Source organism: Caulobacter sp. GW821-FHT11A05 (assembly GCF_058809015.1).
The window spans coordinates 67,575-85,483 of record NZ_JBXASF010000012.1; the positions used below are offsets into that span (position 1 = coordinate 67,575).

Sequence of the window (17,909 nt, forward strand, 5' to 3'; positions counted from 1 at the left end):
GACCTTCGGGGCCGTGAAGGGTCCGCGCGCTTGATCCAGACGCGGCCTTCGCTTTTCAGCCCGCGTCTGCCTCCCCTCGGTCCGTCGACTGGCCCGACTGCTCCGCCAAGTCAAAGATGCGCTCGGCCGGCGTCCATTTCTGGCCGGCGGGCGTCCAGGGTGTGGGCCGTTGGAACTGGCTCATCATCGCCTCCCAGGCCTGGACGTCGGCATCGGCCGCGTCCGCCGCCGCCTTGGCCTGCGCTGAGAAGGCCGGGCCGGTCTCCATGATCATCACCAGCCGGTCGCCGAGCTGGTAGATCTCCATGCCGGTGATGTCCGCCGCCCGGATCGAGCGGACGATGGCCGGCGGCGTCGCCCCCGGCGCGTGCCAGGCGCGGTAGCGGGCGATCAGTTCGGCGTCGTCGACCAGGTCGAGAAGCAGGCAGTGACGCGTCATCGAGAAGCCTTTCCGGGGGCGGCGGGCCCGCCCGCGTTGTTTTCATATTTGACGATGCAGTTCACATCTGATCTCGTCGCCTGATCTGAGCCGCCGGTCAACGGCGCCGGGAGGAACAGATCATGTCACCCACGCCCCAGCCAGGGCGCCTCGCCCTGGCCGCGCCCATCGTCCTGGTCGTCAGCCTGTTCTTCCTGTGGGGAATGGCCAACAATCTCAACGACGTGCTGATCGCCCAGTTCAGGAAGGCCTTCACCCTCAGCGACCTGCAGTCGGGGCTGGTGCAGTCGGCCTTCTATTTTGGCTACTTCGTTCTCGCCATTCCGGCGGCGCTGTTCATGAAGCGGTTCGGCTACAAGAGCGGGGTCATCTTCGGCCTCTTGCTGTTCGGGGCCGGCGCCCTGCTGTTCTGGCCGGCGGCGGAGGCGCGGCGCTATGAGCTCTTCCTGCTGGCCCTGTTCGTCATCGCCAGCGGCCTGGCCTTCCTGGAGACGTCGGCCAATCCCCTGGTGACGGTGCTGGGACGCCCCGAGACGGCCGAGCGGCGCCTCAACCTGGCCCAGGCCTTCAACCCCCTGGGCTCGATCACCGGCCTGTTGATCGGCCGCCACTTCATCCTGTCGGGCATCGAGCATACGCCGCAGCAGCTGGCCGCCATGTCGCCCGAGGCCCTGGCGCGGTTCTACGCCACTGAGGCGACGGCGGTGCAGACCCCCTATCTGCTGATCGGCCTGTTCGTGCTGGTCTGGGCCGGCCTGGTGCTGCTCGTCCGCTTCCCACGGGTGGCCGGGATCGAGGCGGCGCGGGAAGAAGGGCCGGGCGCGGTCGGTGACTTCGCCGCCCTCATGCGCAACCGCCGCTACCTGCTGGGCGTCGTGGCGCAGTTCTTCTACGTCGGGGCCCAGGTCGGGGTGTGGAGCTACATGATCCGCTACGCCCAGGCTTCGGTCGGAGCGCCTGAGCGGACGGCGGCGGACTATCTGACCTGGTCGATCATCGCCTTCATGGCCGGCCGGTTCGTCGGTACGGCGCTGATGGCCCGCCTGCGGCCGGCGATGCTGCTGACTGTCTTCGGGGCGATCAATGTGGCGCTGTGCCTGGTGGCGGTGGCGGCGCCGGGGCCGGTGGGCCTGATCGCCTTGGCCTCGACCAGCTTCTTCATGTCGATCATGTTCCCAACCATCTTCGCCTCGTCGCTGAAGGGCCTGGGGCCGCTGACTAAGGCCGGCTCGTCGCTGCTGGTCATGGCGATCATCGGCGGGGCGGTGCTCACCGCCCTGATGGGCCTGGTCTCGGACCTCAGCGCCATCCATGTGGCCATGGCCGTGCCGGCGGTCTGTTTCGCCGTCGTCGCGGCCTTCGGATGGCGGGCCCAGCGCGACGCACCGTGAAATGATCGACGCCCACCAGCATTTCTGGCGCATCGGGCGGCACGGACAGCAGTGGCCGACGCCCGACCTGACCGCGATCCACCGCGACGTCCTGCCGGACGAACTGGAGGCCCTGGCCCGGCCTCTGGGGGTGACCGGCTCGGTGGCTGTGCAGTCGCAGCCGAATGACGCCGACACCGACTTCCTGCTGGCCCTGGCGGCCGGGCGGCCGTTCGTGTGCGGCGTGGTCGGCTGGATCGACATGGAGGCCGCCGAGGCGCCGCGGCGGCTGGAGGCCCTCGCCGAGGGGAGCAAGCTGCGCGGCCTGCGGCCGATGCTGCAGAGCCTGGAGCGGGACGACTGGATCGCCGAGGCGCCCATCGATGCGGCGGTCGCGCGGATGGTCGAGCTGGGGCTGGTGTTCGACGCCCTGGTCTTCGCCCGCCACCTGCCGCACCTGCTGGCCTTCGCCCGGCGCTGGCCGCAGCTCAGCATCGTCATCGACCATGCGGCCAAACCGGCGATCGGCGGAGACACGGCGGACTGGGCGCGGGGCCTGGCCTCGCTGGCCGCGCTGCCCAATGTGCATTGCAAGCTGTCGGGCCTGCTGACCGAGGCGCCGCCCGGCTCTCCGGCGACGGCCCTGCGCCCGGTCATCGACCAGGTCTTGGCGGCGTTCGGTCCCGGCCGGGTGCTGTGGGGCAGCGACTGGCCGGTGCTGGACCTGGCCGGCGACTACGCCGGCTGGCTGGCGCTCTGCCGCCAGGCGGTGGCGGCGGCCGACCAGGCGGCGGTGTTCGGGGGCAATGCGCGGCGGCTGTACAGGCTTTCGGAGGCGGCGGATGATTGACTTCCGAGCCCTGGTCTCGCATTTCCACCCGCGAAGACTGCTTCATCCATGAAAGCTCCGACCTTGCCGCAGCAAACCCGATCTCTGGGCGCCACGGACCTCGCGCTGACGGCGCTGGGGTTTGGCGGGGCCGCGATCGGCAACCTGTATCGGCCGGTCTCCGACGGGGCGGCGCTGGCGGCGGTGCGCCAGGCCTGGGACCAGGGCGTCCGCTATTTCGACACCGCCCCCCACTATGGCTTCGGCCTGGCCGAACAGCGGCTAGGCGCGGCCCTGGCCCTGTTGGACCCGGGCGGCGAAGCCGTGATCTCCAGCAAGGTCGGACGGCTGCTGGCCCCGGCCCCCGCCGACGCGGCCCGCGAGCGCCACGGCTTCGTCGACGCCCCGCCGCTGGAGCCGGTGTTCGACTATTCCTACGATGGGGTGATGCGCAGCTTCGAGGCCAGCCTGGCGCGGCTGGGCCGGGACCGCATCGACATCCTGCTGGCCCACGACCTCGGCCAGGCGACCCATGGCCAGGGCTATGCCGCCCGCTGGGCGCAGTTCATGGACGGCGGCTACCGCGCCCTGCGACAATTGCGTGATGGTGGGGCGGTGGGCGCCATCGGCCTGGGGGCCAATGAGTGGCAGGTCTGCGAGCAGGCGATGGCGGAGGGCGAGTTCGATGTCTTCCTGCTGGCCGGCCGCTACACCCTGCTGGAACAGACCGCCCTGGCCAGTTTCCTGCCGATGTGCGCAGAGCGGCGGGTGTCGGTGATCGTCGGCGGCCCCTTCAACTCCGGCGTCCTGGCCGAGGCCGAGCCGGCCGTCAGCCACTATAATTACGCCCCGCCGCCGGCCTGGGTGGTCGAGAAGGTGGCGGCCCTGCGCGCCGTCTGCGCCGCCTGGGGCGTCGCCCTGCCGGCGGCGGCCCTGCAGTTCCCCCTGGCCCATCCTCAGGTGGCCGCCGTCATCCCCGGCGTCGCCGACGCCGAGGAGGCGCGGCTGGCGGCCGAGCGCGTCGCCGCCCCCATTCCCGACGGCTTCTGGGCGCAGCTGCGTCAGCGGGGCCTGATCGAGGCGGCGGCGCCGACCCCCGGGAGCCTGGCCCTGGCATGAGCATGTCCCCCGTTATCCTGCTGCACCCCACCGACAACGTGCTGGTCTGCCGCGCCCCGGTGGCGGCCGGCGACCGGCTGGAGATCGACGGCCAGGCGGTCCTCGCCCCAGCCGCCGTCGAGATCGGCCACAAGATCGCCCGCCATGCCCTCGCCGCTGGCGACAAGGTGCTGAAATACGGCGCCCCGATCGGCTCGATGACCGCCGCCGTCCAGGCCGGCGACCACGTCCACCTGCACAACATGAAGAGCGACTACATCGCGAGCCATTCCCGCGACGCCGCCGCCGAGGAGCGCGCATGAGCATGAGAGGCTGGCCCCGGTCCGACGGCCGCAAGGGAATCCGCAACGTGGTGATCGTCGCCTATCTGGTCGAGTGCGCCCACCATGTGGCCCGGCGCATCGTCGATGCCGCCGACGACCTGGACGTCCACCTGGTGGGCTTCCCCGGCTGCTATCCCAACGCCTACGCCGACCGGATGATGAAGGCCCTGGCGACCCACCCCAACGTCGGCGGCGTGCTGCTGGTCTCCCTGGGCTGCGAGAGCTTCAACCGGCGGGGCCTGCGCGAGACGGTGCTGGCCAGCGGCCGGCCCTGCGAGCTGCTGGTCATCCAGGAGACGGGCGGCACCGCCTCGACCATCCGCGCCGGCGTCGAGGCCGTGGCGCGCCTGCGGGCCGAGGCCGACCGCGTCCACCCCGTGCCCATGGGCCTGGAGGAGCTGGTGGTCGGCACCATCTGCGGCGGCTCGGACGGCACCAGCGGCATCAGCGCCAACCCCGCCGTTGGCCGGGCCTTCGACGCCCTGGTCGCGGCCGGCGCCGCCTGCATCTTCGAGGAGACCGGCGAGCTGGTCGGCTGCGAGACCATCATGGCCGGCCGGGCGGTGACGCCGGAGCTTGGCCGCGAGCTGGAGGCGGCGGTCGAGAAGGCCGAGCGCTACTACACCATCATGGGCTTCGGCAGCTTCGCGCCCGGCAACGCCGACGGCGGGCTGACCACCCAGGAGGAGAAGTCGATGGGGGCCTATTCCAAGTCCGGCGCCTCGCCGATCGGCGGCCTGATCAAGCCCGGCGACGTTCCGCCCACCGGCGGCCTCTACCTGCTGGACGTGGTGCCGGACGGCGAGCCCCGGTTCGGCTTTCCCAACATCAGCGACAACGCCGAGATCGTCGAGCTGATGGCCTGCGGGGCCCATGTGACCCTGTTCACCACCGGCCGCGGCTCGGTGGTCGGCTCGGCCATCTCGCCGGTGATCAAGGTCTGCGCCAATCCCGAGACCTATCGCCGGATGAGCGGGGACATGGACATCGACGCCGGCCGCATCCTCGAGGGCCGCGCCACCCTGGACGAGGTGGGCGAGGAGATCCTCGGCCTGGTCACCGCTGTCGCGGCGGGCCAGCGCACCTGCTCGGAGGCCCTGGGCCACCAGGAGTTCATCCTGACCTACAAGAGCTTCGAGCCCATCGGGCCGGCCTGTCTGCCGGGGCGCGGCTGATGGCGGGCAAGCTGCAAGGCAAGGTCGCCCTGATCACAGGGGCGGGGCAGGGGATCGGCCGGGCCTCGGCCGAACTGTTCCTGGCCGAGGGCGCCACCGTCTGGGCCACCGACGTCAGCGACGAGCATATCGGCACGATCGCCGGCGCTCAGGCCCGGCTGATGGACGTCACCGACCCCGCCGCCATCACGGTCGCGGCGGCCGACATCGGCCGGCTCGACATCCTCTTCAACTGCGCCGGCTACGTCCATGCCGGGACCATTCTCGACTGCGACGAGGCGGCCTGGGCCCGGTCGACGGACATCAACGTCACCGCCATGTACCGCACCATCCGCGCCTTCCTGCCGGCCATGATCGCCGGCGGCGGGGGATCGATCGTCAACATGGCCTCGGTGGCCAGCTCGATCAAAGGCGTGCCCAACCGCTTCGCCTACGGGGCCACCAAGGCCGCCGTCATCGGCCTGACCAAGGCGGTGGCCGCCGATTTCGTCGGCCAGGGGGTGCGCTGCAACGCCATCTGCCCGGGCACCGTCGAGACCCCGTCGCTGAACCAGCGGCTGGCCGACACCGGCGACTACGAGGCGGCCCGCAAGGCCTTCATGGCCCGCCAGCCCATGGGCCGGCTCGGCCGGCCCGAGGAGATCGCCCGGCTGGCCCTCTACCTCGCTTCTGACGACTCCTCGTTCACCACGGGGGCCGAACACATCATCGACGGCGGCTGGATCGGATAGACATGAAACTGCTTCGCTACGGACCGGCCGGCGCCGAAAAGCCGGGACTGCTGGACGCCGAGGGCCAGGTCCGCGACCTCTCCGGGGTCATCGACGACGTGGCCGGCGCGGCCCTGTCGCCGGACAGCCTGGCCCGCCTCGCCGCCCTCGACCCGGCCGGGCTGCCGCTGGTGACCGAACCCGGCCGCATCGGCCCCTGCGTCGGGGCGGTCGGCAAGTTCCTCTGCATCGGCCTCAACTACGCCGACCACGCGGCCGAGACCGGCGCCGAGGTGCCGGCCGAGCCGATCCTGTTCATGAAGGCCACCAGCGCCATCGTCGGCCCCGACGACGACATCATCCAGCCGCGCGACTCGACCAAGCTGGACTGGGAGGTCGAGCTGGGCGTGGTGATCGGGTCGGTCGCCCGCTACGTCTCCGAGGCCGAGGCCCTGGACCACGTCGCCGGCTACTGCGTGATCAACGACGTCTCCGAACGGGCCTTCCAGCTGGAGCGCGGCGGCACCTGGGACAAGGGCAAGGGCTGCGACAGCTTCGGCCCCATCGGTCCCTGGCTGGTGACCCGCGACGAGGCCGGCGACGTCGAAAACCTGTCCATGTGGCTGGACGTCAACGAGCGCCGCTACCAGGACGGTTCGACCCGCACCATGGTCTTCAAGCCGGCCCAGCTGGTCAGTTACGTCAGCCGCTTCATGAGCCTGCAGCCCGGCGACGTCATCTCCACCGGCACCCCGCCCGGCGTCGGCATGGGCCAGAAGCCGCCAGTCTATCTGGGGCCCGGCGACAGCGTCGCCCTCGGCATCCAGGGCCTTGGCCAGCAGCGCCAGCGGGTGGTGGCTGAATCCCGACCCTAACGGCGACGGGCGAGGCCGCCCAGGCGCACGCCGCGCGATGAGGCGTCCGAGAAAGCCGGACGGCCGCCCCGGAGGGCGGCGGCCAGGGCGGCGGCGATCTTGGCGAGGCTTCTCACGGGACTTTCCTTGGTGCGGCCCTGCAGGGCCCTCGGTGCGCCGCCTTATGGCGGCCCGGCCTTGTCCGGTGAAGTCGCAGCGCCCTGCATCCGGTTGCAACCGGATGCAGGGCCGCGCAGGGCTAGCGGTTGGTCAGCGGCTTGGCCGGCAGGCGGATGGCCTTGACGGAGGGGGTGGCGTCGGCGGTGCGGACCGTCCCGTTGAGCTGCAGACCGTTGGGCTGGACGCCGTTGAGCGGAATGCCATTCAGGGCGACGCCGTTGATGCGGCTGCCGTTGAGCGTGATGCCGTTGTGGCTCGTACCGTTGAACGGGATGCCGGCGAAGGCGGGGGCGGCGGCCAGGGTGGCGGCGGCGACGAGGGCGATGGCGAGGGTCTTCTTCATGGTCGTTTCTCTCTTCGGGCTGTGCCGCGGGGGGCGGCGTGTTGCGGTGACGGCGTTATGCCGCCGCCCAGGCCGCCTGAAGAGTTGCCTCACGCGACGCCGGTCGCCGTTTGGTTGCTTTTTGTTGCTTTGACCCCATACTGGGGACCGCTCCCGCCCCCTTCGGATGGTCCATGACCCCACTGGCCGCCAAGATCGACCTGGTCATGAAGGCCCTGACCCTCAGCCGCGGCCGGCTGGCGGCGGAACTGGCGGTCAACAAGTCGATGGTCAGCCGCTGGCTGTCGGGGACGGTGATCCCCTCGTCGCACAACCTCTCGCAGCTGACCCTGCTGGTCGCCCAGCGGGTTCCGGGCTTCACCCTGCTGGACTGGGACCGCGACCTGACCGCCCTGGCCGATCGGCTTGGAGCCGGCGTCGCCGTTCCGGCCCCAACGCCTATCGCCGCCCCGCCTCCGGCCGAGGACGCCATGCCGGCCTTCCGGTCGCTGATCGGGGCGCGGCGCGAGATCGCCCGCCACGGGGCCGCCTACGAGGGCATCTGGCAGGGGACGCGGCCGGCCTGCACCCAGCCGGGCGTCATCCTGCGCGAGCACATCCTGATCCAGCGGGTCGGCCCGGACCTGCGGGTGGTCTGGGGCGGAGCCGGCTGGCGCTGCGAGGGCTGGCTGATGCCGATCCTCGGCCAGCTGTACGGGATGATGAGCGACGACGCCGACGATTCGGTGCAGTTCTGCATCCTCAACGGCAACCGCATGCCCCGGGTGGACACCATCGACGGCCTGATCCTGACCAACGCCAAGGACACCACCGACACCCCGACGGCCGAGGTCTGCCTGCTGGAACGCGTCGCCGACCTCAGCGGCGACGCCGCCGCCGACGAGGCGCGCTACGAAACCCTGCGCCAGGCGCACGCCACCACCACCGAGATCAGCGACGAGGTCCGCGCCCACCTCTTCCCCGACAGCGGCCCGGCGGCGGTGGCGGCGGGCCTCGGCGACCTGTTGCTACGCCTGCCGCTGCCGCGTTCGAAGTCCAAGGGAACGCCGGCCGGGGGCTGGTCGTGACGCCGCCGGATGACGAGGAAGAGGTCGTCTTTGAAGATGTCGGGTTGCGGGTCGTCGAAGTCGCCGAAGCCGGCGGACGGCTCGACAAGGTGCTGGCCGATCTGGTCGCCGAGCTGTCGCGGGGCCGTATCCAGGTGCTGATGGCGGCCGGACTGGTGACGCGCGGCGGCAGGCCGGTGACCGACGCCTCGGCCAAGGCCCAGGCCGGGACCTATGAGATCGCCATCCCGGCCCCCGTGGCCGCCGAGCCCAAGCCCGAGGCCATCCCGCTGAGCGTCCTCTACGAGGACCAGCACCTGATCGTCATCGACAAGCCGGCCGGCATGGCCGCCCACCCGGGGCCGGGGACCGAGAGCGGCACCCTGGTCAACGCCTTGCTGCATCACTGCGGGGACAGCCTGTCGGGCATCGGCGGGGTCCTGCGGCCGGGGATCGTCCACCGGCTCGACAAGGACACCAGCGGCGTGATGGTGGCCGCCAAGTCCGACGCCGCCCACGCCGGCCTCTCGGCCCTGTTCGCGACCCACGACATCGAGCGGGCCTACATCGCCTTCACCCGCGGCGCCCCGGCCCCGGCCAGCGGGACTATCCAAACGCAGATCGGCCGCAGTTCGCACGACCGCAAGAAGATGGCGGTCCTGAAGACCGGCGGCCGCGAGGCCATCACCCACTACGCGGTCGAGCAGGCGTTCGGCGGTTCGAAGCCGATGGCGGCGCGGGTCCGCTGCGTGCTGGAGACCGGTCGCACCCACCAGATCCGCGTCCATCTGGCCAGCAAGGGGGCGCCCTGCCTCGGCGACCCGGTCTACGGCTCCGGCGCGCCGGTCAATGCCGTGCGGGCCATCATCGAGGAGGCCGGCCTGGCGCGGCAGGCGCTGCACGCGGCGGTGCTGGGTTTCGTCCATCCGGTGACCGGCGAGCGCCTTCGCTTCGAGACCCCCCTGCCGGCCGACATGGCGGCCCTGGAGGCGGGGCTGGCTGGGCTCTGACCCCACCCCACCACCGATCATGCTCGCGAAGGCGAGCATCCATGCGCGGCTGGCTTGCGATGCGGTGCGGCCGACTATGCATGGGTCCTCGCCTTCGCGAGGACAATCGGGCGGAGGGGACGGTCCGCGGACTGACGCCCCCCATCGGGCCCATCTTTTCTGAAAACCCACTCAGTCCTTTTCGATACCTGACTCCCACGCTCAGGATTATACCGACGCTCGGATTACAAACGCGTCATGGCCTTTGAAAGGTCGCAACGGGTTCCTATCTGAACTGTTGGAACGGGGGCGGGTGGCCTGTGCCGCGGAGCGGGCAGGCCCAGGATCGCCTGCCGATATAGGGGAAAGACAAGAAAAATGGCTGCTGCATCACTCTCTGTCATGTCGCCCGATGGCGGCCTTTCGCGGTACCTCTCCGAGATCCGCAAATTTCCGATGCTGGCGCGGGACGAGGAGTTCATGCTCGCCAAGCGTTGGAAGGAGCACGAGGATCCCGAGGCCGCGCACCGCATGGTGACCAGCCACCTGCGCCTCGTCGCCAAGATCGCCATGGGCTATCGCGGCTACGGCCTGCCGATCGGGGAAGTGATCTCCGAAGGCAACGTCGGCCTGATGCAGGCGGTCAAGAAATTCGAGCCCGACAAGGGCTTCCGTCTGGCCACCTACGCCATGTGGTGGATCCGCGCCTCGATCCAGGAATACATCCTGCGCAGCTGGTCGCTCGTGAAGATGGGCACCACGGCGGCGCAGAAGAAGCTGTTCTTCAACCTGCGCAAGGCCAAGAGCCAGATCAGCGCCTTCGAGGACGGCGACCTGCTGCCCGAGCATGTGACGACCATCGCCACCAAGCTGGGCGTGCAGGAATCCGAAGTGGTGTCGATGAACCGGCGCCTGTCGGGCCCCGACGCCTCGCTGAACGCGCCGATGCGGGTCGACGGCGACGCCGAATGGCAGGACTGGCTGTCGGACGACACCCAGGTCAGCCAGGAAACCGAACTGGCCGAGAACGAAGAGAAGTCCCTGCGCATGGGCCTGCTTGAGGAAGCCATGGCCGAGCTGTCGGACCGCGAACGTCACATCATGACCGAGCGCCGGCTGCGCGACGACCCGACCACCCTGGAAGACCTGGCCTCGCAATACGGCGTCAGCCGCGAGCGGGTCCGCCAGATCGAGGTGCGGGCCTTCGAAAAGCTGCAGAAGGCCATGCAGGCCGCGGCGCGCGACCGGAACCTGGTCAACGCTTAACCTCCCTCCCCGAATGGGGAGGGCAGGCGCGCGTTGCGCGCCGGGTGGGGCAGTGGGTCACCGCCACTCGCCCGCTCGGCTTCTCAGTGCGCAATCTCGAAATTCAGTGACCGACTTCCCCACCCGACGCGCGTAACCGCGCGTCTGCCCTCCCCATTCGGGGAGGGAGGTCGTGCGCCCTACGCCGCCTTCGTCTCTTCCTTCGGCAAAAACGCCGTGATCGCCGCCACCGCCGGTTCCAGCCTGGCCCGGTCCAGCGTCTCGCCGACCGCCTTGTTCAAGGTCACCGCCGCGTCCATCAGCTTCAGGTCGCCGACCGCCACCGCCGCCTTCTGCAGGTCGGCCGCCTGGGCCAGCAACGCCCGCCTCGCCTGCATCCAGTCGGTGTCGACGGCGGCCATGGCGGCGCGGGTGATCTTCAGGGCCTGCAGGATGCGGTCCTGGTCCGGCGTCTTGCGCGAGTCCGAGCGGCGCTTGCGCGGGCCCGAATAGTCGCCGCTGTTGAACCGCCGGCGGTCGGGGCCGACGTAGTGAACCGCCTCCACCCAGTCGCGGGGCTTCAGCGCCACCGCTTCCAGCCGGCGCAGCAGGTCCTTGATCGTGTAGGGCTTGCGCAGGAACTCGTGCACCCCGGCGTCGCGGGCCCCGAGGATGGCCTGGGCGGTGGCCTCGGCCGTGACCATGACGATCGGAACCTTGCGGCAGTTGAGATCGCTGCGGCGCAGGGCGCGGGCCAGGCGGGCGCCATCGATCTCCGGGCCGCTGTGCTCCAGGAAAATGATCTGCGGATCGACCGCGCGGGCGGCGGCGATGGCCTTGGCGTCGCTGCTTGCCGCCCACACCTGACAGGTCACCAGGCTGCGCAGCAGGTCCTGCAACAGCTTGATGGCGGCCGGTTGCGAATCGACCACCAGCACCCTTTGCAGGTGCGGGGCCATGCGCGACAGGATCTTGGGATCGGCGTTGAACACGGGACGCGGGGGCTCCAACAAAGCAGTCTTGCTCATTTCGTCGCACAGCGCGGGTAAAGATCAGATTGAGGATGAATCGCCTCGCCACAGCCGGCCCGTTGCAAAGATTTCCCTTTGATCCCGAAAGGCCTTAAGCGAACCGTTCAGGAACGCCGGAGTCTCCATGGTCAGACGTCTCGCCCCCCTCTTCGCTGTCGCCCTCCTGGCGCTGGCCGCCTGCGGGCCGAAGGTCAGCAACGACAAGCCGCCGGAAACCGGCGACGTCGCCGTGGCGCGGGTCGACGGCCAGACCGTCTGGGCCTCGGACGTCAAGCGCGAGGCCATCGCCCAGGGGCTGATCGGCGAGGGCGAGCCGCTCGACATCCAGTCGGAGATGTTCCGCCAGATGCTGGACGAGGTGGTCGACCGCGAGCTGCTCAGCGCCGAGGCGGTCAAGCGCGGGCTGGACAATGATCCGGTGGCGCTGCGGCGGCTGGAGGCGGTGCGCAAGCGCGTGCTGGCCGACATGGTCGTCGAAAGCTACGTCGAGAAGGGCGTCACCGAAGAGAATATCCAGAAGATGTATCGCGAGCAGCAGACGCTCGCGACCAACTCCGAGCAGTACAAGGCCCGCCAGATCGTCGTCGGCAGCCCCGAAGCCGCCGCCGACATCAAGCGGCTGCTGGCCGCCGGCCGGCCCTTCGAAGGTCTGGCCATGGAGCGGTCGATCGACAGCGCCACCCGCTTCAACGGCGGCGATTTCGGCGGCTTCTTCCCGCTCGACGTCATGCCACCGGCCTATCAGACGGCCCTCAAGGACGCCCAGCCCGGAACCCTGGTCGGGCCCTTCGCCGTCGAGGGCGGCTGGGCGGTGGTCAAGGTCGACGAGCGCCGGCCCGAGCAGCCGCTGACGCTGGACGTGGCGCGGCCGCACATCGTGCGCTTCCTGACCTACGGCCAGATCCGCGACCTCTTGGAAAAGCTGCGTGGCGGGGCCAAGGTCGAGACCCTGATCCCCCGCGCCCAGGTCGTGCCCGGCGCGCCCAGCGAACCGGCCAACGCCCCGCCTCCCGCCCCCGGGGCCACCCTGCCGCCTGCCGCCCCGGCCCCGGCCGCGCCGGAAGCCAAACCCGCCCCTGTTCCCGCTCCAGTTCCGCAGAAGAAATGACCAAGACGCCCAAGAGTTCGTCCGCCAAAGACCTGCCCGCCATGGCCCTGGAAGCCGCCGCCAGACCGGTGGAGGCCGTCGGCCATGCGGTCGATCGGGCGCTCGACCCGCTGCGGGCGGCGCTGAAGCGGACGCATAAGGAAGCTCCGTCCACTCCCTCTGGCGAACCGGCGGCCCCGGGCAAGCCCGGCCTCCTGGTCTCGCCGCTGGCCGTGCCCTTCCCGAAGATCGCCCCGGTGGCCGGGGTGGAGATCGCCACGGCCCGGGCCGGCTTCTACAAGCATGAGCGCGACGACCTGCTCATCATGCGCTTCGCCGAGGGGACCAGCGCGGCCGGGGTGTTCACCCGCCATGGGGTCGGCTCGGCCCCGGTCGACTGGTGCAAGCGCCAGCTGACCACCTCCAAAGGGGCGGACGTGCGGGCCCTGGTGGTCAACGCCGGTTGCGCCAACAGCTTCACCGGCAAGCCGGGGGCCGATGCGGTGCGCCGGGTGGCGACGGCGGTCGGCAAGCGTTTCGACTGCCGCCAGCGCGACGTGATGATGGCCTCGACCGGGGTCATCGGCGTGCTGCTCGACGACGCCAAGATCACCTCCAAGCTGGCCGAGATCGAGGGCAGGCTCCACGCCGACGGCTGGGCCGAGGCGGCCGGGGCCATCATGACCACCGACACCTTCGCCAAGGGGGCCCAGGCCACGGCGGTGATCGACGGGGTTACCGTGCGCATCGCCGGCATCGCCAAGGGCTCGGGGATGATCGCGCCGGACATGGCGACCATGCTGGCCTTCGTCGCCACCGACGCCGACATCGCTCCGGGGGCCTTGCAGACCCTGGTCAGCCTCTATGTGCGCAACACCTTCAACGCCGTGACGGTCGACGGCGACCGCTCGACCAACGACACCCTGCTGCTGTTTGCCACCGGCCAGTCGGGGGCGCCGAAGATCCACCGCGCCGGCGACAAGCGCCTGGCCGACTTCCGCGAAAAGCTGGAAGCCGTGCTGCTCGACCTGGCCCTGCAGCTGGTGCGCGACGGCGAGGGGGCGAGCAAGTTCGTCAAGATCAACGTCACCGGGGCCGAGAGCCACGCCTCGGCGCGGAAGATCGCCCGGACGGTGGCCGAGAGCCCGCTGGTCAAGACCGCCTTCGCCGGCGAGGACGCCAACTGGGGCCGCATCGTCATGGCCGTCGGCCGCGCCGACGAGCCGGTCAACCGCGAGAAGATGAGTGTCCAGTTCGGCAAGCTGATGGCCGCCCACGACGGCATGGTGGCGGCGAATTACTCCGAGGCGAAGATGAGCGCCTACATGAAGAAGCAGGAGCTGGAGGTCAGCATCGACGTCGGGGTTGGACGTGGGCACGCGGTGATCTGGACCTGCGACCTGACCAAGCAGTACGTGGCGATCAACGGCGATTATCGGAGCTAAGCGCACTGAGGTGCGGTGTTTGCGCGCCTTTGGCGCGCCCTTCTCCCGCTTGTCGGGAGAAGGTGGCCCCGAAGGGGTCGGATGAGGGCAGCACCAGCTTGAGAAGGCTTGGGACTGCGCTGAACGCGCCACAACGCGCACAATCGTCCAGCACCGGCGCTGCCCTCATCCGGCGGCTACGCCGCCACCTTCTCCCGACAAGCGGGAGAAGGATCACGGATGATCAGTTCACCAGCTCATGAATCCCCTTCAGCGTCTTCAGTAACCCCGCCGCCCCATCCAGCGGCAGGCAGCTGAGCGGATCGCACAGCGCCTTGTCCGGGTCGGGGTGGAACTCCAGGAACACGCCATCCGCGCCCGACGCCACCGCCGCCTTGGCGATGATCGGCACGCCGTCGCGCCGCCCGCCCGTCGACGCCCCGCCGGTGCGGGGATCCGCCCCCGGCAGCTGCACCGCGTGGGTGGCGTCGATGGTCACCGGGGCGCCCAGCTTCTTCATCTCGCCGATGCCCAGCATGTCGACAGTCAGGTTGTTGTAGCCGAACGAGTTGCCGCGCTCGCAGAGAATGGTCAGCTCCGCCCCGCCGGTGGCTTCCTTGACCTTGTCGAGGATGTTCTTGCAGTCCCACGGCGCCAGGAACTGGCCCTTCTTCACATGCAACAGGCCGCCGGCGGCGTGGGTGGCGCGGGCGGCGGCGACCACCAGGTCGGTCTGGCGGCAAAGGAAGGCGGGGATCTGCACCAGGTCGGCGACGGCGGCGACGGGCTCGCACTCTTCCGGGGTGTGGATGTCGGTGGCGATCGGCACGTTCACCTGGGCCTTCACCTCGGCCAGGATCTCCAGCCCCTTCTCCAGGCCCGGCCCCCGGTAGCTCTTCAGCGACGAGCGGTTGGCCTTGTCGTAGCTGGCCTTGAACACATAGGGCAGGCCCAGGTCGTTGCAGATGGCCTTCAGGGTCGTGGCCGTGTGCAGCGCCAGGCTGAGGTCCTCGATGACGTTGAGACCGGCGATGACGACCAGCGGCGCGCCGCCGCCGAAGGCGATGTTCCAGCGGGTGAGGCTCAGCTGCGTCATGGAAAGGCTCCCTGTGGTTGGCGCCTCCTTACCAGACGATGCGCCCCTGTCGCCTCCTGATGTTCTGGCGTGGCGCAAATGGGGCTGTTAGGTGCAGATCGTATGAAGCCTACCGTCCTCGTCGTCGCCGCCGCCCTCATCGATGCCGACGGCCGGGTGCTGATCTGCCAGCGGCCGCAGGGCAAGCAGCTGGCCGGGATGTGGGAGTTTCCGGGCGGCAAGGTCGAGGCCGGCGAGACGCCGGAGGAGTGCATCATCCGCGAGCTCAAGGAAGAGCTCGACATCGACGTCAAGGCCGCCTGCCTGGCCCCGTTCGTTTTCGCATCCCACGGTTACGATTCGTTTCACTTACTTATGCCATTGTACCTTCTGAGACGCTGGGACGGGGTCGTCACGGCGCGGGAACATGAGGCTCTGGCGTGGGTAAAACCCCAGCAACTCGCGGACTACCCGATGCCGCCGGCGGACGCCCCGCTGGTCGCATGGCTCTGCGACTTCGTCTGAAGGCCTTCTGGGCCCACGAGAGCGGCGCCACTGCCATCGAATACGGCCTGATCGCCAGCCTGATCTTCCTGGTCATCGTCACCTCGGTGACGGCCTTCGGCAACAAGACCACCGGCATCATGGACGCCGTCTCCGCCGCCATCGACGCGGCGATTTAGCAAGTCGCTGAAAATATTGAAGATTTTTGTGACTTGATGAATATGTCTAGACATATTCATGCGCTTTTTGGCGGCTCGGCGCCCTTTCGGCCGGAATGGTTCTCACGTGTAGGCGCCGGACACCACAAACCTGTCAACAAACCCAGCCTCGGCGCCTACGCCCCGCCTACGCCGGCGCCTACATTCGCCGACCCGACATCAACCTGAAAGCCACGTCTTTTCAACCTGTTGGATGCGTCGGCCATGATATAATGGTCCCGCTTCGATAGGCCCGGCTCAGGGCGTAGGCTTCTCGCCAGCGCTCCGCTCCGTGGTCTTCAGGGCGTCGGCCAGCCGAACCTTGGCGCTGCCGGGCTTCAACGGCTTCTGCTGGCTCTCGTGCGGGGCCCAGCCGGTGACGGTGACGATCTCGAAGGTGGCGGCGACCTTGCCGTCGGGACCGGCGAAGCGGGCCTGGTAGAGGTCCATGGCCCGGAACAGCACCTTGCGGCCCAGCGGCTTGCGGGATCGGTCAACCAGGACGCTGGTCTCGCCCATGGCCCGCAGATCCTTCAGCAGGGAAAGCGGATGCGTATAGCGGACGGTGACCCGGTCGACGTCGCTGACCGGCAGGGCGAAACCGGCCCGTTGCAGCAGGCCGGCGCCGTCCAGGGCGTCGGCGAAGGGGGAGACGCGCTGGTGGGCGCCGCCGCTGATCTCGCTTTCGGCCTCCAGCAGGCACTGGCGCAGCTCGGTCAGGGTCGCCCCGCCGAGGAAGGCGCCGATGAACAGGCCGTCGGGCTTCAGGGCCCGGCGAATCTGCACCAGGGCCCCGACCAGGTCGTTGGTCCAGTGCAGGGCCAGGGTGGAGACGATGAGGTCCAGGCTCTCGGCCGCGAACGGCAGGCGTTCCTCATCGACCACCAGCCGGGGCCCGGTTCGGCCGGCCAGCATGGCGGCGGAGAAGTCGGTCTCGACCAGCATGTCGATCTTACCGGCCGCGTCGCTGTCCTTCAGCGCCGCCGCGAAGGCGCCGCGGCGGGCCCCCAGGTCGACGGCCAGCGGAAACCTGCGCAAGATGGCTTCCAGCCGCTCGACGGCGTCGGCGGCGGCGCGGCCCTTGAGGAAACCGGCGGTGTCGTAGGACGGCGCGGCGCGGTCCAGGCGCCGGCGGTGCAGGGCGCGGTCGAACAGGACGGGCGGGGCGGTCATGACGGTGGAAGGTCCGAAGGCGAGGTGGCGACCGGGTCCCGCCCTTAGCGCATTCGGCCGCCGCGCGCTCGACCTCATTCTGCCGTCGACGGCCCTGGACGGCTCGGCGGCGCTGTCGCCGGGGATGCCGGCCGACAGCTGGGCCCGCATCGTCTTCCTCGAGGACCCCGTCTGCGACGGCTGCGGCATGCCGGCCGAATACGAGATGATCGGCCGCTGCCCGGCCTGCGAGGCCAAGCCCCACGTGTTCGGTCGGGCCCGCGCCGCCTGCCTCTACGACGAACACAGCCGCGAGCCGATCCTGCAGCTCAAGCACGCCGACCGCACCGACCTGGCCCCGCTGTTCGCCCGCTGGCTGTCGCGGGCCGGGCGCGACCTGATCAGCGAGGCCGACGCCCTGGTCCCGGTGCCGCTGCACCGCTGGCGGCTCTTGTCGCGGCGCTACAATCAGGCGGCAGAGGTGGCGCGGCGGCTGTCGGCGGATACGGGGGTGGCCTATCTGCCCGACGCCCTGACCCGTCCGCGGCAGACCGCCACGCAGGGCGGGCGCACCGCTTCGGGCCGGCGGCGGAACGTGGCCGGCGCCTTCGCCGTTCCGGAAGGGCGCCGGCGCCTGATCGAGGGCCGGCGCATCCTGCTGGTCGATGACGTCCTGACCACCGGCGCCACAGCGGACGCCTGCGCAAGGGCCCTGAAATCGGCTGGAGCGGCCGATGTGTCGCTGCTGGTCATCGCCCGGGTGAAATCGATGGCGCTGAAGACTACATAAGCGCTGAAAAGTTCCGTATGGAGCCCT

The 17,909-nt window shown here is 69.9% G+C and carries 20 protein-coding genes; 15 read left to right on the forward strand and 5 right to left on the reverse strand.

The features are described 5' to 3' along the window. Positions 1-55 precede the first annotated feature (55 nt). Positions 56-439, reverse strand: a complete 384-nt coding sequence (locus tag AC1RSK_RS17045; protein WP_492908791.1) for an L-rhamnose mutarotase — start codon at positions 437-439, stop codon at positions 56-58. A 122-nt stretch (positions 440-561) separates the two neighbouring features. Between AC1RSK_RS17045 and fucP the strand changes: the two genes are divergently transcribed. Genes fucP through AC1RSK_RS17080 form a run of 7 tightly spaced genes read left to right on the forward strand, consistent with a single transcriptional unit; the run spans position 562 to position 6,840 of the window. Beyond that, positions 562-1,830, forward strand: a complete 1,269-nt coding sequence (fucP, locus tag AC1RSK_RS17050; RefSeq protein ID WP_492908792.1) for an L-fucose:H+ symporter permease — start codon at positions 562-564, stop codon at positions 1,828-1,830. 1 nt (position 1,831) lies between these two features. After that, a complete protein-coding gene (locus AC1RSK_RS17055; protein WP_492908793.1) occupies positions 1,832-2,659 on the forward strand; it encodes an amidohydrolase family protein in 828 nt (275 codons plus the stop codon). Positions 2,660-2,707: 48 nt separating this feature from the next. Beyond that, positions 2,708-3,757 carry an aldo/keto reductase gene (locus AC1RSK_RS17060; RefSeq protein WP_492908794.1) on the forward strand — a complete coding sequence of 350 codons (1,050 nt, stop codon included), beginning with the start codon at positions 2,708-2,710 and terminating at the stop codon, positions 3,755-3,757. Then, positions 3,754-4,059, forward strand: a complete 306-nt coding sequence (locus tag AC1RSK_RS17065) for a UxaA family hydrolase (RefSeq protein ID WP_492908795.1) — start codon at positions 3,754-3,756, stop codon at positions 4,057-4,059. The genes AC1RSK_RS17060 and AC1RSK_RS17065 overlap by 4 nt, the downstream gene beginning before the upstream one ends. A 2-nt stretch (positions 4,060-4,061) precedes the next feature. Continuing rightward, on the forward strand, positions 4,062-5,255 hold the full coding sequence (locus AC1RSK_RS17070) for a UxaA family hydrolase (protein ID WP_492908796.1): 1,194 nt from the start codon (positions 4,062-4,064) through the stop codon (positions 5,253-5,255). Next, positions 5,255-5,986 carry an SDR family oxidoreductase gene (locus AC1RSK_RS17075; RefSeq protein ID WP_492908797.1) on the forward strand — a complete coding sequence of 244 codons (732 nt, stop codon included), beginning with the start codon at positions 5,255-5,257 and terminating at the stop codon, positions 5,984-5,986. The genes AC1RSK_RS17070 and AC1RSK_RS17075 overlap by 1 nt, the downstream gene beginning before the upstream one ends. A gap of 2 nt (positions 5,987-5,988) precedes the next feature. Further along, positions 5,989-6,840 carry a fumarylacetoacetate hydrolase family protein gene (locus AC1RSK_RS17080; RefSeq protein ID WP_492908798.1) on the forward strand — a complete coding sequence of 284 codons (852 nt, stop codon included), beginning with the start codon at positions 5,989-5,991 and terminating at the stop codon, positions 6,838-6,840. A 238-nt stretch (positions 6,841-7,078) separates the two neighbouring features. Here AC1RSK_RS17080 and AC1RSK_RS17085 read toward each other — a convergent pair whose 3' ends face one another. Then, positions 7,079-7,342, reverse strand: coding sequence for a hypothetical protein (locus AC1RSK_RS17085; RefSeq protein WP_492908799.1), 264 nt, complete (start codon positions 7,340-7,342; stop codon positions 7,079-7,081). Between the two features lie 173 nt (positions 7,343-7,515). Here AC1RSK_RS17085 and AC1RSK_RS17090 point away from each other — a divergent pair, with 173 nt between their 5' ends. From AC1RSK_RS17090 to rpoH, 3 genes are all read left to right on the forward strand, one after another. Then, positions 7,516-8,409 carry a helix-turn-helix domain-containing protein gene (locus tag AC1RSK_RS17090; RefSeq protein ID WP_492908800.1) on the forward strand — a complete coding sequence of 298 codons (894 nt, stop codon included), beginning with the start codon at positions 7,516-7,518 and terminating at the stop codon, positions 8,407-8,409. Beyond that, positions 8,406-9,398 carry an RluA family pseudouridine synthase gene (locus tag AC1RSK_RS17095; RefSeq protein WP_492908801.1) on the forward strand — a complete coding sequence of 331 codons (993 nt, stop codon included), beginning with the start codon at positions 8,406-8,408 and terminating at the stop codon, positions 9,396-9,398. Before AC1RSK_RS17090 ends, AC1RSK_RS17095 begins: the two co-directional genes overlap by 4 nt. Before the next feature lie 357 nt (positions 9,399-9,755). After that, positions 9,756-10,643, forward strand: coding sequence for an RNA polymerase sigma factor RpoH (gene rpoH, locus AC1RSK_RS17100; protein WP_492908802.1), 888 nt, complete (start codon positions 9,756-9,758; stop codon positions 10,641-10,643). Between the two features lie 179 nt (positions 10,644-10,822). On the opposite strand, the gene AC1RSK_RS17105 is transcribed toward rpoH, so the two are convergent. Then, on the reverse strand, positions 10,823-11,614 hold the full coding sequence (locus AC1RSK_RS17105) for a response regulator (RefSeq protein WP_492908803.1): 792 nt from the start codon (positions 11,612-11,614) through the stop codon (positions 10,823-10,825). Between the two features lie 163 nt (positions 11,615-11,777). Here AC1RSK_RS17105 and AC1RSK_RS17110 point away from each other — a divergent pair, with 163 nt between their 5' ends. Next, complete coding sequence (locus tag AC1RSK_RS17110; protein WP_492908804.1) at positions 11,778-12,761, forward strand: peptidylprolyl isomerase; 984 nt, start codon at positions 11,778-11,780, stop codon at positions 12,759-12,761. Continuing rightward, complete coding sequence (gene argJ / locus AC1RSK_RS17115; RefSeq protein WP_492908805.1) at positions 12,758-14,185, forward strand: bifunctional glutamate N-acetyltransferase/amino-acid acetyltransferase ArgJ; 1,428 nt, start codon at positions 12,758-12,760, stop codon at positions 14,183-14,185. Before AC1RSK_RS17110 ends, argJ begins: the two co-directional genes overlap by 4 nt. 223 nt (positions 14,186-14,408) lie before the next feature. On the opposite strand, the gene kdsA is transcribed toward argJ, so the two are convergent. Beyond that, the gene (kdsA, locus tag AC1RSK_RS17120; protein WP_492908806.1) at positions 14,409-15,260 is read right to left on the reverse strand and encodes a 3-deoxy-8-phosphooctulonate synthase; all 852 of its coding nucleotides are present in this window, start codon (positions 15,258-15,260) and stop codon (positions 14,409-14,411) included. Positions 15,261-15,362: 102 nt separating this feature from the next. Here kdsA and AC1RSK_RS17125 point away from each other — a divergent pair, with 102 nt between their 5' ends. Together AC1RSK_RS17125 and AC1RSK_RS17130 are read left to right on the forward strand one after the other, a co-directional pair. Then, positions 15,363-15,764: a (deoxy)nucleoside triphosphate pyrophosphohydrolase gene (locus AC1RSK_RS17125; RefSeq protein WP_492908807.1), complete on the forward strand. Its 402-nt coding sequence runs from the start codon at positions 15,363-15,365 to the stop codon at positions 15,762-15,764. After that, positions 15,743-15,922 (forward strand): Flp family type IVb pilin, encoded by a 180-nt coding sequence (locus tag AC1RSK_RS17130; protein WP_492908808.1) that lies wholly within the window; start codon positions 15,743-15,745, stop codon positions 15,920-15,922. Before AC1RSK_RS17125 ends, AC1RSK_RS17130 begins: the two co-directional genes overlap by 22 nt. Before the next feature lie 276 nt (positions 15,923-16,198). Here AC1RSK_RS17130 and AC1RSK_RS17135 read toward each other — a convergent pair whose 3' ends face one another. Continuing rightward, the gene (locus AC1RSK_RS17135; RefSeq protein WP_492908809.1) at positions 16,199-17,113 is read right to left on the reverse strand and encodes a methyltransferase domain-containing protein; all 915 of its coding nucleotides are present in this window, start codon (positions 17,111-17,113) and stop codon (positions 16,199-16,201) included. Here AC1RSK_RS17135 and AC1RSK_RS17140 point away from each other — a divergent pair. Continuing rightward, a complete protein-coding gene (locus AC1RSK_RS17140; protein ID WP_492908810.1) occupies positions 17,112-17,882 on the forward strand; it encodes a ComF family protein in 771 nt (256 codons plus the stop codon). The genes AC1RSK_RS17135 and AC1RSK_RS17140 overlap by 2 nt on opposite strands. Positions 17,883-17,909: the final 27 nt, after the last annotated feature.